The organism is Ruegeria sp. C6 (assembly GCF_056537625.1).
The window spans coordinates 1,472,192-1,485,376 of record NZ_JBQFRW010000001.1; the positions used below are offsets into that span (position 1 = coordinate 1,472,192).

General features: G+C 58.2%; 17 protein-coding genes. 9 read left to right on the plus strand and 8 right to left on the minus strand.

Translation table 11 applies throughout. The features are described 5' to 3' along the window. The first annotated feature begins 30 nt into the window (after nt 1–30). A complete protein-coding gene (locus tag ACR0MJ_RS07290; protein ID WP_480760186.1) occupies nt 31–1,704 on the plus strand; it encodes a hypothetical protein in 1,674 nt (557 codons plus the stop codon). A gap of 98 nt (nt 1,705–1,802) precedes the next feature. Here the strand turns inward: ACR0MJ_RS07290 and ACR0MJ_RS07295 are convergent, their stop codons facing one another. The 6 genes from ACR0MJ_RS07295 to nthA all read right to left on the minus strand — a co-directional run bounded on the left by ACR0MJ_RS07295 (nt 1,803) and on the right by nthA (nt 5,959). After that, nucleotides 1,803–2,510, minus strand: a complete 708-nt coding sequence (locus tag ACR0MJ_RS07295) for a YfaZ family protein (RefSeq protein WP_170626079.1) — start codon at nt 2,508–2,510, stop codon at nt 1,803–1,805. 79 nt (nt 2,511–2,589) lie between these two features. After that, a complete protein-coding gene (locus ACR0MJ_RS07300) occupies nt 2,590–2,832 on the minus strand; it encodes a DUF2842 domain-containing protein (RefSeq protein WP_170511086.1) in 243 nt (80 codons plus the stop codon). Beyond that, nucleotides 2,832–4,124 (minus strand): adenylosuccinate synthase, encoded by a 1,293-nt coding sequence (locus ACR0MJ_RS07305; RefSeq protein ID WP_480760192.1) that lies wholly within the window; start codon nt 4,122–4,124, stop codon nt 2,832–2,834. The genes ACR0MJ_RS07300 and ACR0MJ_RS07305 overlap by 1 nt, the downstream gene beginning before the upstream one ends. Before the next feature lie 220 nt (nt 4,125–4,344). Continuing rightward, nucleotides 4,345–4,674: a nitrile hydratase accessory protein gene (locus ACR0MJ_RS07310; RefSeq protein WP_170404914.1), complete on the minus strand. Its 330-nt coding sequence runs from the start codon at nt 4,672–4,674 to the stop codon at nt 4,345–4,347. Continuing rightward, nucleotides 4,671–5,348, minus strand: a complete 678-nt coding sequence (gene nthB / locus ACR0MJ_RS07315; RefSeq protein ID WP_480561789.1) for a nitrile hydratase subunit beta — start codon at nt 5,346–5,348, stop codon at nt 4,671–4,673. The genes ACR0MJ_RS07310 and nthB overlap by 4 nt, the downstream gene beginning before the upstream one ends. Next, a complete protein-coding gene (nthA, locus tag ACR0MJ_RS07320; RefSeq protein WP_170393582.1) occupies nt 5,345–5,959 on the minus strand; it encodes a nitrile hydratase subunit alpha in 615 nt (204 codons plus the stop codon). Before nthA ends, nthB begins: the two co-directional genes overlap by 4 nt. 151 nt (nt 5,960–6,110) lie before the next feature. Between nthA and secG the strand changes: the two genes are divergently transcribed. The 6 genes from secG to ACR0MJ_RS07350 all read left to right on the plus strand — a co-directional run bounded on the left by secG (nt 6,111) and on the right by ACR0MJ_RS07350 (nt 10,476). Continuing rightward, entirely contained in the window at nt 6,111–6,479 is a 369-nt protein-coding gene (gene secG / locus ACR0MJ_RS07325; protein ID WP_010439184.1) for a preprotein translocase subunit SecG, read from the plus strand. Nucleotides 6,480–6,638: 159 nt separating this feature from the next. Beyond that, nucleotides 6,639–8,282 (plus strand): CTP synthase, encoded by a 1,644-nt coding sequence (locus ACR0MJ_RS07330; protein WP_170421030.1) that lies wholly within the window; start codon nt 6,639–6,641, stop codon nt 8,280–8,282. Nucleotides 8,283–8,384: 102 nt separating this feature from the next. Further along, nucleotides 8,385–9,161 (plus strand): isocitrate lyase/PEP mutase family protein, encoded by a 777-nt coding sequence (locus tag ACR0MJ_RS07335; RefSeq protein ID WP_170393586.1) that lies wholly within the window; start codon nt 8,385–8,387, stop codon nt 9,159–9,161. Nucleotides 9,162–9,232: 71 nt separating this feature from the next. Further along, the gene (locus ACR0MJ_RS07340) at nt 9,233–9,526 is read left to right on the plus strand and encodes a DUF1330 domain-containing protein (RefSeq protein WP_170563411.1); all 294 of its coding nucleotides are present in this window, start codon (nt 9,233–9,235) and stop codon (nt 9,524–9,526) included. Nucleotides 9,527–9,567: 41 nt separating this feature from the next. Next, a complete protein-coding gene (locus ACR0MJ_RS07345; RefSeq protein ID WP_170393590.1) occupies nt 9,568–10,017 on the plus strand; it encodes a tellurite resistance TerB family protein in 450 nt (149 codons plus the stop codon). A 21-nt stretch (nt 10,018–10,038) separates the two neighbouring features. Beyond that, nucleotides 10,039–10,476, plus strand: coding sequence for a tellurite resistance TerB family protein (locus ACR0MJ_RS07350; RefSeq protein WP_170393592.1), 438 nt, complete (start codon nt 10,039–10,041; stop codon nt 10,474–10,476). 31 nt (nt 10,477–10,507) lie between these two features. Here ACR0MJ_RS07350 and ACR0MJ_RS07355 read toward each other — a convergent pair whose 3' ends face one another. Both ACR0MJ_RS07355 and ACR0MJ_RS07360 read right to left on the minus strand, forming a co-directional pair. After that, the gene (locus ACR0MJ_RS07355) at nt 10,508–11,086 is read right to left on the minus strand and encodes a disulfide bond formation protein B (RefSeq protein ID WP_170563413.1); all 579 of its coding nucleotides are present in this window, start codon (nt 11,084–11,086) and stop codon (nt 10,508–10,510) included. A gap of 9 nt (nt 11,087–11,095) precedes the next feature. Then, nucleotides 11,096–11,251: a DUF5993 family protein gene (locus tag ACR0MJ_RS07360; protein WP_223118239.1), complete on the minus strand. Its 156-nt coding sequence runs from the start codon at nt 11,249–11,251 to the stop codon at nt 11,096–11,098. A gap of 366 nt (nt 11,252–11,617) precedes the next feature. Between ACR0MJ_RS07360 and ACR0MJ_RS07365 the strand changes: the two genes are divergently transcribed. Together ACR0MJ_RS07365 and ACR0MJ_RS07370 are read left to right on the plus strand one after the other, a co-directional pair. Further along, nucleotides 11,618–12,394 carry an ABC transporter ATP-binding protein gene (locus tag ACR0MJ_RS07365; RefSeq protein WP_170393596.1) on the plus strand — a complete coding sequence of 259 codons (777 nt, stop codon included), beginning with the start codon at nt 11,618–11,620 and terminating at the stop codon, nt 12,392–12,394. A 33-nt stretch (nt 12,395–12,427) separates the two neighbouring features. Then, nucleotides 12,428–13,177 (plus strand): transporter substrate-binding domain-containing protein, encoded by a 750-nt coding sequence (locus ACR0MJ_RS07370; protein ID WP_170510687.1) that lies wholly within the window; start codon nt 12,428–12,430, stop codon nt 13,175–13,177. Nucleotides 13,178–13,185: the final 8 nt, after the last annotated feature.

A 13,185-nucleotide genomic window follows, 5' to 3' on the forward strand; every position in this document is an offset into this window, starting at 1 on the left:
ACCTGGTAGTTTGTAAAGGACATGCGTCTGATGGTACAGAACAACAAGGTACTCACCGTTTCATACGGCACCTTCTCGTGCACCCTCGAAGGCTTTGACGATTCATTTGAAACAATGAAGGCGATCGCCGAGTATTTCCGGGACCTTGCAGCGGATGACCGATACTTCGGATCGGAACCCCCTCAGCCTGACGCCGAGATGCTGACCCGGATCGCACAGCGGGACGCCGCACAGAAGGTTGAAGCCAGCCAGAACGAGACCGGCCTGTTGCTGCGCGCAACGGAAACCGCCCCGGTTGCAGCACCGACCCCCGCTGCAATTGCGTCAGCCATAACACCTGAACCTGCTCAGCCTGTCGCGGATGTTGTTCCCCCTGCTCCGTCTGCTCCGCAATCCGAAGATGCCCCCGCCGCTGACAGTATCGCAGCCAAGCTGCAGCGAATCCGGGCTGTTGTTTCGCATTCCGATGCTGCCCCTGCCGGATACTCTGAAGACGAAGACGTCAGCTATCTGCAGCCCGTGAAGCCAAAGGTCGATGCAATTTCTGCCGCTTTTGAGTCCGGCGCGCTGAGCCCGACCGATCTGGAAGACACGGCCGCGGACGACGCTCCGGCAACGGCCCCGAAGGTCGAACAGCCTGCTGAACCTGAGCAAATGGCAACCATCGCTGAGCTGCCCGTTCAGGACGAAGAACCTATCGCACCTGCCACCAACGAGCAGAACGAAGTCGAAGCAGCCCCGATCATCTCACCGGCGATCACTGCCGAACTTGAAGACGAGGACGAAGCGCCCGAACAGCCGGCAGCAGATGTCACGGACAAGGACGTGTTGTTCTCGGACCTCGACGACGAATCTGAAACTGAAGACGAAGGCCCCTCAAACATCCTGAATGACCAGGACAACACCGACGAAGATGAAACAACACCGGATCTTACCGGCCTCGCCCATGGCGTCATCTCGGCCGAGGATGAGGCGCTGCTACTTGACGAAATGGCGCTGGTAGAAACCGAGCTGGCGGCAAACACGACGGCTGAGCTGCCCGATATGACGGGTCTGGATCAGGACGTCTCGCGCCTGATGGACGAAGCGGGTGCCCATATGGATGATCCTGCCACCAGCGGCCAGCGCGAAACATATTCTCACCTGCGCACTGCCGTTGCTGCAACCGAAGCAGACCGCGAAGATGGCGCAGACAAATCTCAGACCCCCGAGGATGATTATCGCGGTGATCTGGCCTCGGTCGTCAATCCACGCCGACCCGAGATCGAGGTCACCAGTGAACGCCCCACCCCGGATGCTGCCGCACCATTGAAGCTGGTGGCTGAACAGCGGGTGGATACCGAAACGGCTGACACCGGCCCGGTGACACCGCGCCGTGTCACCTCTGCGGACGAGGAATCTGCAGATGAAGAAGGTGGTTTTGCCGCCTTTGCGCAAGAACAGGGTGCCCAATCACTACTCGACCTGCTGGAAGCTGCCGCGGCTTATTTGTCCTTCATCGAAGGTCAGGAACAGTTCTCGCGTCCACAGTTGATGAACAAGGTTCGCTCGCTCAAGCAGGACTCGTTCAACCGCGAAGAAAGCTTGCGCTCATTCGGTCAGTTGCTGCGGGACGGCAAGATCGAAAAGGCCGGAGGTGGCCGTTTCGCCGCCTCAACCCAAATCGGGTTCCGCCCGAACGACGACGAGCGTGCCGCTGGCTGACACCAAGATCCCCCAATACCCCCTCAAGACAAAATTGGGCCAGAGGAAACTCTGGCCCTTTTTCGTTCCGTGGCTCGCAGCCAAAAAGCCAATCAAGTTCAGAAGTTGAACGCCAGCGCCACGTAAGGGCCGGTCAGGATCAGATCAATCACATCGCGCCCGTCTTCAAACTCAACATCCAGATGGCGATACCCGCCCGCAACGTTGATATTCTCACGCCACTTCCAACTAGCCTGCACCAGCGCCTCCCACTGGAATTCCGAGCCATAACCGAAGCCGCCGATGTTGCCCATCGCTGTGAGGCTCCAGCGGTCATTCAGCGCGTAGTTATAGCGTGCGCCGATCAACGGGTCAGTCCAGCTTTGATCCGTGCTGAAGGTGCGATCCAGCACGGTGGTCGAAACATCCAGGTCCCAATGGCGCAGCCCGGCCAACGCTTCCAACCGTGACTGATCATCCTGATAGACCGCATAGCTGGCCGCCAGTGAGACCATCGTGCCCTCAAGATCCCAACTGGCTGCATCGTCGAACCGACCGACCGAGACATCGTCACCCAAATTGAGATAATTGAACTCACCACCAATGGTCCAACGCCCATTTCGGGCCTGACCAGCGATCAGGAACGCGCCCTTCAGAATGTCGAAGATCGAGGTATCCCCGTTCACCGGCGGGTTTGGTCCCACGTCCAGTGAGGTTCTGAATTCCGGCCCCCAGAAATAAGGCGCAATGGTATAGCGCCAATCATCGGCCTGAGCGCTGCTCGCGATACATGTTGTGGTAACCGCCGCTAATACCCGGTTTTTCATGCCCTGTCTGCCTCTGGTTGCCGCGAAAGAAAGTCGCAAACATCGTGCCACGCAGAAGACACCAAGACAATCGGGCGGCTTAGCTTTGATCTTGATCCGGGTCCTCTTTGCCCACCCCGCGGAAGACAAATTTGAACGGCAACGCCCAGACAATGCCAAGTGCGACATATACCAGAAGTTCCAGCCAGACCGGCGGGCGATCCAGCCAGTTCACGATTGTCACAACCGCAACGATATAGATGGGGAGCCCGATCAGCAGCAGCACCAATGACCACCGCCGACGTGCCTTATAGCTGAGGCCGGGTTTGTCGTTGCTGCTCATCAATCTGCAAACGGGTCGGTCACCAGAATGGTGTCCTCCCGCTCCGGGCTGGTGGACAAAAGGGCGACCGGACATTCGATCAATTCCTCGACGCGGCGCACGTATTTGATCGCGTTCGCAGGCAAGTCTGCCCAACTGCGCGCGCCTTCGGTGGATTCGCTCCAGCCCGGCATCTCTTCGTAAATCGGCGTGCAACGTGCTTGCTGGTCGGCGGCGGTCGGCAGATAGTCCAGACGATCGCCATCCAGCTCATATCCAACGCAGATTTTCAGCGTCTCGAACCCGTCCAGCACATCCAGCTTGGTCAAGGAGATGCCGTTCACGCCGCTGGTCGCGCAGGTTTGGCGTACCAGACAGGCATCGAACCAACCACAACGGCGTTTGCGCCCCGTCGTGGTGCCGAACTCATGCCCCCGTTCGCCCAGGCGCTGGCCATCTTCGTCGTCTAATTCGGTTGGAAAAGGCCCCTCACCCACGCGGGTCGTGTACGCCTTGACGATGCCCAAAACGAAGTCGATCGAACCCGGCCCAATCCCAACGCCTGTCGAGGCCTGGCCCGCAATCACATTCGACGATGTCACAAACGGATAGGTCCCGAAATCGATATCCAGCAGCGCACCCTGTGCGCCTTCGAACAGGATTCGCTTGCCTGCCTTGCGCTTCTCGTTCAGCACCTTCCATACGGGCGCGGCAAACGGCAGAATCTGTGGTGCGATCTCTTTCAGCTGCGCAATCAACGCGTCACGATCAATAGGTTCCAACCCCAAACCATTGCGCAGCGCATTGTGATGGACCAAGGCCCGATCGACCCGCAGCGCCAGCGTCGCATCATCAGCCAGATCAGCCACCCGGATTACACGCCGCCCGACCTTGTCCTCATAACACGGACCGATCCCGCGACCGGTCGTGCCGATCTTGGCCACCGAGTTCTGGCTTTCGCGCGCACGATCCAGCTCGCCATGGAACGGCAGGATCAGCGGGGTGTTCTCGGCAATCATCAGCGTCTGGGGCGTGATATCGACACCCTGCGCGCGGATCGTACCGATCTCTTTGATCAGGTGCCAAGGGTCCAGAACGACCCCATTACCGATCACGCTCAGCTTTCCACCGCGTACGACGCCCGAAGGTAGCGCATGCAGTTTGTAAACCTCACCCTCAATGACCAGCGTGTGCCCGGCATTATGTCCACCCTGAAAACGCGCGATCACATCCGCTCGCTCACTGAGCCAGTCGACGATCTTGCCTTTTCCTTCGTCGCCCCACTGGGCGCCGACAACAACCACGTTGGCCATATCCGGTCCTTTTGCGCTGAATATTCAAACCCGGCTCATATAGCCGGGCACAGACGGCAGGGAAACCGATATTTCGCCGCAGATACAAATCGTGCTGCGCGCGATGCCTCCGGCGGAGGTGTTTTTGGCCAGATGAAGAGCGGATCCCCTGCTTCATCTGGCCAAAAGTACCTCGGGGGAGTCGCCCGGACGGGCGGCGGGGGCAGCGCCCCCTCTGCTTTTAGCGCAATTGTACGGGATGACCGTGGGGTGTTGTCAGGTAAGCCTCTTCCCATGCATTGCGAAGATCCTGGACATCATCAGTGGGCGCTTCCCCCTGCTCAGCCAGCAGCGCCTCCAAGGTCTCCAACCAAGCGTGAAAGTAATCGTCCCCACCATCCAGATCTTTTTTGAGGCCGTTCCGTTTCAAAGTATTGGAAAACCGTTCCGCCCAGTCCGGCCAATCAAACCGGCCCGCTTCGTTCAAGGCCACTGTGACCGCAAAAACCTGCGCGTGCCAGGGCTCGGCAAAAACCGGCTCGGGGGCCGAGTGAGTGATACAATCGCTCATGCGGGCTCCAAATAAGACTGCCAGAGGTCCAGCACGACTTCATCCGCCGGATGCTCGGGGTTTGCCCAAAGTTCTGAGGCGGGAAACACGACCGCATATAGCGGCTCGGGGGCTTCACCCAACCCATGGGCGTTGGAATCCGGCAGGACATGAGTGCCATGCAGCCTGAGGATGCGACCCGTTGCACCCGCGGCATAGATCGGCAACCGGGTGTGGCCGCCATCAACCAGTCGATTGGCGCTCTGGCTCAAGGTTCGGACTGCTTGTTCAGCTTGAAACCGAACTTCGACGTTCGACGGGCGATCTGCGGGTCCACCTTTGGCCAAAGCGCCTGCGACGGCGTCAGCCATCAGGGTACGCTCAGTCAGAGGATGAACACCATCCCCGTCAACACCGCGCAAATCATCAAGCGTCAGGACACCCTTTTCGACCAGAAGATCAGCCAGACCAGACATCCATTTCTCATAGTAAGAAAACCGCGCGTAGTCCGTAGGAGACAACCTTTCCCGCGCGTGACGTGAGACATCGATATTCCATTGCCCCAGAAACCCCGCAGCGAGCGTTACCGCCAGCGCCCGACCGTGCCAGTCTTCGGCAAACACCGGCGCGTCTTCGGGTTCCGGGTTCACCGGACCATCACCAAAGCGCCCTCCCATATCATGGACCCGCGTCATGACGGCACCTTGGGTAGCCCAGTGCCGATCATGCTGTCGCGGGTGACCAGCGCCGCCAATTCGTCCGCGTTCAATCCTTCTGTGCCCTCTGGGCGCATCGGCAGGACGAGGTAACGAATTTCGGCCGTCGAATCCCAAACGCGGACCGAAGTGCCTTCGGGCAAGGTAACGCCAAACTCAGACAGGACCTTGCGCGGCTCTCGCACGGCGCGGGCGCGGTAAGCGTCAGATTTGTACCAGCCGGGTGGAATTCCTAGCAGCGGCCACGGGTAACAGCTGCATAAGGTGCAGACGACCATGTTGTGCTGTTCAGGCGTGTTCTCGACGACCACCATATGCTCACCCTGACGACCGTAAAACCCCAGATCGGCCACGACCGATGTGGCGTCCGCCAGCAGCGCGGCTCTGAAATCGGGATCACTCCAAGCCTTGGCAACAACATGCGCGCCGTTCTGTGGACCTATCTTGTTCTGATAAGTATCGATGATTTCATCCAGCGCTGCAGGATCAATCAGACCCTTGCGGGTCAGAATCGTCTCAAGCGCTTTGACGCGCAGCGCGGGTTCGGGAGGCAACAGGGCGTGCGGGTGGTCGTGATCATCATGTGGCATGAGGCGCAGCCTGCGCGACAGAACAGCGCTCTGTCCAGTCTCTTTGGTGTGATATGAAACATCACCGCACGTGATGCCAACTCGTGACTTGCCCCCGCTGGCAAACTTGCATAAGTACCACGCGATACACGCCACGCTGTACAGGACCACCATGGAAAACGTCGTTCTCATCATCCACCTTCTTCTGGCCTTGGGCCTGATTGTCGTTGTGCTGATGCAACGTTCCGAAGGCGGCGGCCTTGGGATGGGTGGCGGTGGCGGCGGGGCCATGACGGGCCGCGCGGCAGCAACGGCGTTGGGCAAGCTGACATGGATCCTGGCCGCGTGCTTTATCGTCACCTCGATCACGCTGACGATTCTGGCGGCCCAGAAATCTTCTGGCAGCTCGGTGATTGACCGTTTGGGCGTGCCTGCCCCGGCCCCGGCTGAGGAAAGCGCTCCGGCAGTCCCATCGGCAGATGAATTGTTGCCGCCGGCGCAAGGCGACAATGCTCCGCTGATCCCGCAGGCGGCCGACTAAGCCACAAAACCTAGAAAATCATAAGGGAACTGCAACAGCATCTTGCGGTTCTCTTGCGCTATGTGCGCGAATCCTTTATACGTGAAGTCCCGTGATGCAGCGGTTTTTTCGAACCGCCGGGCAGCTAATAATGACGTCTCACGGGAGCAGCCGAAAAACATGGCGCGTTTTATTTTCATCACTGGTGGTGTGGTTTCGTCCTTGGGCAAAGGACTGGCTTCGGCGGCGTTGGGATCGCTGTTGCAGGCCCGGGGATATTCGGTGCGTCTGCGCAAGCTGGACCCCTATCTAAACGTCGATCCGGGCACCATGTCGCCCTTCGAACATGGCGAAGTATTCGTTACCGATGACGGCGCTGAAACCGATCTGGACCTTGGCCATTACGAACGCTTCACCGGTGTGGCGGCACGCAAGACCGACTCGGTCAGCTCGGGGCGGATTTATTCCAATGTGCTGGAGAAAGAGCGCCGTGGAGATTACCTCGGCAAAACCATTCAGGTGATCCCGCACGTCACGAATGAGATCAAGGATTTCATCGCGATTGGCGAGGATGAAGTTGATTTCATGCTCTGTGAAATCGGCGGCACCGTAGGTGATATTGAGGGCCTGCCCTTCTTTGAAGCGATCCGCCAGTTCAGTCAGGACAAGCCGCGCGGTCAGTGTATCTTCATGCACCTGACGCTGCTGCCCTATATCAAAGCCTCGGGCGAGTTGAAAACCAAGCCAACCCAGCATTCGGTGAAAGAGTTGCGCTCGATCGGTCTAGCCCCTGACATTCTGGTTTGCCGGTCCGAGGGACCGATTCCAACTAAAGAACGCGAAAAGCTGGCCCTGTTCTGTAACGTCCGCCCCGACAGCGTGATTGCCGCACAAGACCTCAGCACCATCTACGACGCCCCGCTGGCCTATCACCGTGAAGGTCTGGATCAGGCGGTTCTGGACGCATTCCAGATCAGCCCGGCCCCCAAGCCCGATCTGGCCAAATGGGAAGACGTCAGCGACCGCATCCACAACGCCGAAGGCGAAGTGAAAGTAGCCATCGTCGGCAAATACACCCAGCTTGAAGATGCCTATAAGTCAATTGCCGAGGCCCTGACCCATGGCGGCATGGCCAACCGCGTCCGCGTCAAGATCGAGTGGGTCGATGCCGAGGTGTTTGACAACGAAGACGCCGCACCTCATCTGGAAGGCTTCCACGCCATCCTCGTCCCCGGCGGCTTTGGCGAGCGTGGGACAGAAGGCAAGATCAAGGCCGCTCAATATGCGCGTGAACACAAAGTGCCCTATCTGGGCATCTGTCTGGGCATGCAGATGGCCGTGATCGAAGCCGCACGCAACGCGGCGGGAATCACCGAAGCCGGGTCCGAGGAATTCGACCACGAGGCTGGCAAAAAGCGTTTTGAACCCGTTGTTTACCACCTGAAAGAATGGGTGCAGGGCAACCACAAGGTCGAACGCAAAGTCGGAGACGACAAGGGCGGCACCATGCGTTTGGGCGCCTATAATGCGGTTCTGGCCGAAGGCTCGAAGGTCGCGGAAGTCTATGGCGGCACCCAGATTGAGGAACGCCACCGTCACCGCTACGAGGTCGACATCAAGTACCGCGACAAACTGGAAAAGGCAGGCCTGAATTTCTCGGGCATGTCCCCGGATGGTCGCCTGCCGGAAATCGTCGAATGGTCGGATCACCCATGGTTTATTGGTGTTCAGTATCACCCGGAACTGAAATCCAAACCCTTCGACCCGCACCCCCTGTTCCGCGAATTCGTGCGCGCCGCGAAAGACACCTCGCGTCTGGTCTGATCACGGGCCGATAACAGATTTGTACCAGTCGGCGCGAAATATCTTTACGCGCCGGCGGTTTGCACGGTTAACTGCCGCCATAGCAGCGACAGGAGACCGGCCATGACCGATCAGATTACCCAAGCAGAAACATTTGCCGCCCTGCACAAGAAGGGTGATCCGGTCATCCTCTATAACATTTGGGACCCCGGCAGCGCCGTCGCTGTACGCGATGCAGGGGCCAAAGCGCTGGCGACTGGCAGTGCTCCGGTCGCGATGGCGCAGGGGTTTTCGGACGGCCAGAACATCCCGTTTGAGTTGGCGTTAGACAACGCTCGCCGCATTGTCGAGGCGGTTGATATACCGGTCACCATGGACCTCGAAGGCGCTTATGCCGAGGATACTTTTGGCATATCGGCCAATGTCAAACGCGCGCTGGAAACCGGAGTAATCGGCTTTAACTTCGAAGATCAGGTCGTTGGAACTAAAGATCTTTATGACATTGAAACACAGGCAGCGCGTGTCGCTGCGATGCGCGAAAGCTGTGACGTGGCCGGTGTTCCCGCCTTCATCAACGCCCGCACTGACATCTTCCTCAAAGCCGCTCCGGACACGCATGATCAAGCGATGCTGGATGACGCCATGGCCCGCGCGGCAGCCTACGCCGATGCCGGAGCCAGCGGGTTCTTCGCGCCGGGCCTGAAAGACGAATCCATGATCGGCCAGCTTTGCGCGGCCACCGACTTGCCGGTCAACATCATCGCCCTGCCCGGCACGCCTGACACGCCGACGCTGGCGAAACTCGGCGTGGCCCGGATCAGCTATGGCCCGGTTCCCTATCGGCAAATGACCGCTTGGTTACAGGATTCAGCACGCGCCGCGCTGCAATCCGGTGGATGATCCACTTTTAGGGGATTGCATTTCAACCTGTTCCTCCGCACCTTGCATCCGATACCAGCGGAGGACACCTTGTGGCCAAAGGATACTGGGTTGCCCATGTCGATGTAGACGACATTGAAACCTACAAATCTTACATTGCTGCCAATGCGGCCCCATTCGCCGATTACGGGGCCAAGTTTCTTGTACGCGGCGGCGAGAGGAGCGAGCCCGAAGGCAAGGCTCGTGCCCGCACAGTTGTCATCGAATTTCCCAGCTATGAACAGGCGCTGGCCTGCTATGAAAGCGATGCCTATCAAGCCGCCAAGTCCTTGCGCGATCCGGTTTCGACCGGCGATCTTGTGATTATTCAGGGCTATGAGGGCTAGCACCGCTTGGCGCGCCTCGAATTACGGAATATCCTGCCGATATGTTGAAAAAATTCTTCCAGGCCTTTCGGCCACCGCAACATGACAAACTGCCCGATCCTGATGCCGAACTGGCCCTGGGGGCTTTGCTGGTACGTGTCGCGCAGGCCGACCGCGACTATAAGCTGGAAGAGATCAGCCTGATCGACCGCATTCTTGCGCGACTTTACCAGCACAATGCGATCGAGGCCGCCAAAGTCCGCGCCACCTGCGAAAAATTGCACGCAGCTGCTCCGGAAACAGATACATTCGGCAAACTGATCCGCGAAACCACCGATCTTCAGGAACGCTTGGCCGCGCTTGACGCCCTGTGGGAGGTCGTGCTGGCCGATGGCAACTCGGACGAGGGCGAGGTCAAGATCGTCGAAGAAGCCCGCATTGCCATGGGCCTCAGCTTCAACGACAGCAAAGCGGCACGCGAGCGGATACAAAGCCGCTTGGAAGCGACCTAGGCTATCTCTATATAAACGCTTATGTTCAGTGATTTCCTGTCCCGGCTCACACAGCCGCAGCCCGACCCGCTTGTCGAAGATGATGCCCGTCTGGCCCTCACCGCCCTGTTGGTGCGTATCGCTCGGTCCGACAACGACTATGCCGATACCGAAATGGCCCGAATCGACCGCATCTCGGCCGAACGCTATGGCCTGTCGCCATTTGAGGCCGCAGCCCTGCGCGCCCGCGCCGAAGACCTTGAAGCCGAGGCGCCCGACACCGTCCGCTTTACTCGCGCCATCAAAGAGGCCATCGCCTATGACGACCGCCTGGCCGTTGTGCAGGCCATGTGGTCGGTCGCACTGGCGGACGGGCACCGCAGCGGTGAAGAGGATTCTCTGCTACGCCTTGTCGTCAGCCTGCTCGGCGTGAGCGATGTGGATTCGGCGCTTGCAAGACAAAAGGCGGCGAAGGTCTGATCAACCGGCAAGCCTTCGGGCTTTGTCAGCGCTATGAATCGCTGCCTTCAAGCTCATTCAGAAACTTGTAGTCCGTCGGTGGATCGTCACAGATGCCGGGCCCACACTCCAAAAGCGCCGAACCAGCGTTCGCGACAGCCAATGCCAAAATCAGGAAAAACGCTGTTTTGGCCAATGTACTTCCTCCGAAGCGTTCGGTTGCCCGAACGTCCGACGCAAGATCATACTGCTTCTCGAATACCAGCATGATTGCGGTGCCAAGGATGATCAAACCAAACGCGACTCCCGCCCAAGTATAGAAGTGTAGGCCCAGAACCGGGGAGCCGTAGTGCCCTGTTCCGGGCACGATATGCAGCAGGATCTGGCGGATCGAAACGCTGATCCCAAATATCGCTGCCACCAGCACGATGCCATAGTTTCTGGCGCGCGTACCCCATAACAGGTTCAGAGCAAGCCCGAACCCAACGGCCACGAATCCCACGCGTTGGAGCAAACATAACGGACAGGGCAGTTCGTAAAGGATAAGCTGAAAGTAGAAGGCAAGCACCAGAACCAGGCAAACCGCCAGTGCACCAATCGCATTCATGTTACGAGCAAACTCAGGTGACATTGGACGACCTCACAGTTGAATCGTTAAGGGGGTCGTGGCGTGAAACTTCAGCCAGTAGGCACTCGCCAAAAGCGTCAGCACGAACAATGCGTATGAAATTCTGACCAGCTTAAAGTATGCCAGCACCATCGTGCCGGCGAACAATGCAAATAATAGCGCGATCACAAGAAGCCCCTTACGTGAATTGAATTCGTATATTTCAATCTTTAACTCAAAACGAATTATTCCCAAATTCAAACAGTTTTGGTGATTGGATCAAGCCAGTTCAATAAATTCGGTTTCGCTTAGGATCACCTCGGTTGATCCGGAATCCTGTGACCTGAATCTCTGGGCCGCAATCAAGAGATTGATCTGGCTGACCTGTCGATAATGGTGCATCGGGTCACAGAATGCGCCCAACAAACTGACAGTTTAGACAGCGCGACCGCCCGATTTGGCAATTTCGCTGCGTGAACTTGTCAATTGCGCATTGCATTAGCCCGATTTTTCAGCCCTATTACCGCACCAACACCAATCATATCTGGACTGCCCGTGACAGACGCCGCTCCCGTCATTGAGATCAAGAACCTGCACAAAAGCTTTGGCCAACTCGAGGTGCTCAAGGGCGTGGACATCACCGCGCATCGCGGCGACGTCGTGTCGCTGATCGGATCATCCGGTTCGGGGAAGTCTACCCTGCTGCGCTGCTGCAATCTGTTGGAAGACAGCCAAGAGGGCGAGATTCTGTTCAAAGGCGAGCCCGTCCGTTGGACTGGCAGCCACAATCATCGCCGTCCCGCCGATCCCAAGCAGGTGCTGCGCATCCGCACAAATCTGTCGATGGTGTTCCAGCAGTTCAATCTGTGGGCCCATATGACCATCCTGCAGAATGTGATGGAGGCTCCGGTCACTGTCATGGGCCGCGACAAGGCCGAGGTCGAAGACAGCGCGCGCAAATATCTGGAGAAGGTCGGCATTGGCGACAAATGCGACGTCTATCCGGCGCAACTATCGGGCGGACAGCAACAACGCGCCGCAATCGCACGTGGGCTGTGCATGGAACCTCAGGCGCTGCTGTTTGACGAACCGACCTCAGCGCTCGATCCCGAACTGGAACAGGAAGTGATCAAAGTGATCAAGGATCTGGCCGCAGAAGGCCGCACCATGATCATCGTGACTCATGACATGAAGATGGCTGCGGATATCTCCAGCCACGTTGTGTTCCTGCATCAGGGCCTGATCGAAGAAGAGGGTTCAGCCGAAGACATTTTCACTGCCCCTGAATCCGAACGGCTTCAGGGCTTTCTCTCCGCCACTCAGGCGGCTTAACCAACGGACAGAACCAATAAAGGGGAGTAACTCATGAAAAACCTGATTCTGACCACCGCAGCGCTGGCGTTGACCGCCGGTATCGCAATGGCCGAAACTGTGCGCATGGGCACCGAGGGCGCCTACCCTCCGTACAACTTCATCAATGATGCTGGTGAGATCGACGGCTTCGAGCGTGAAGTCGGTGACGAGCTGTGCAAGCGCGCCGGTCTGGAGTGCGAATGGGTCAAGAATGACTGGGATTCGATTATTCCGAACCTGGTTTCGGGCAACTACGACACCATCATCGCGGGCATGTCGATCACGGACGAGCGTGATGAGGTCATTGACTTCACTCAAGACTACTACCCTCCTACCGCTTCAGCATACGTTGCGACCTCTGACGCAGCAGATGTGACAGGCGGGATTGTTGCGGCGCAAACTGCCACAATCCAGGCTGGCCACGTTGCCGAATCCGGCGCAACCCTTGTCGAGTTTGCAACCCCCGAAGAAACCATCGCCGCCGTCCGCAACGGCGAAGCCGATGCAGTTCTAGCAGACCGCGATTATCTGGTCCCGCTGGTCGAGGAATCGGGCGGTGAGCTGGTGTTTGTCGGGGATCCGGTTCCACTGGGCGGTGGCGTCGGCATGGGCCTGCGTGAAAGCGACGGTGAGCTGCGCGGCAAGTTCGACGAAGCCATCACCTCGATGAAAGCCGATGGCACACTGAACGAAATGCTAACCAAGTGGTTCGGTGAAGGAACCGCCACATACGGTGCTGACGGTTCAGTCGTCACCAACTAATTCCTAAC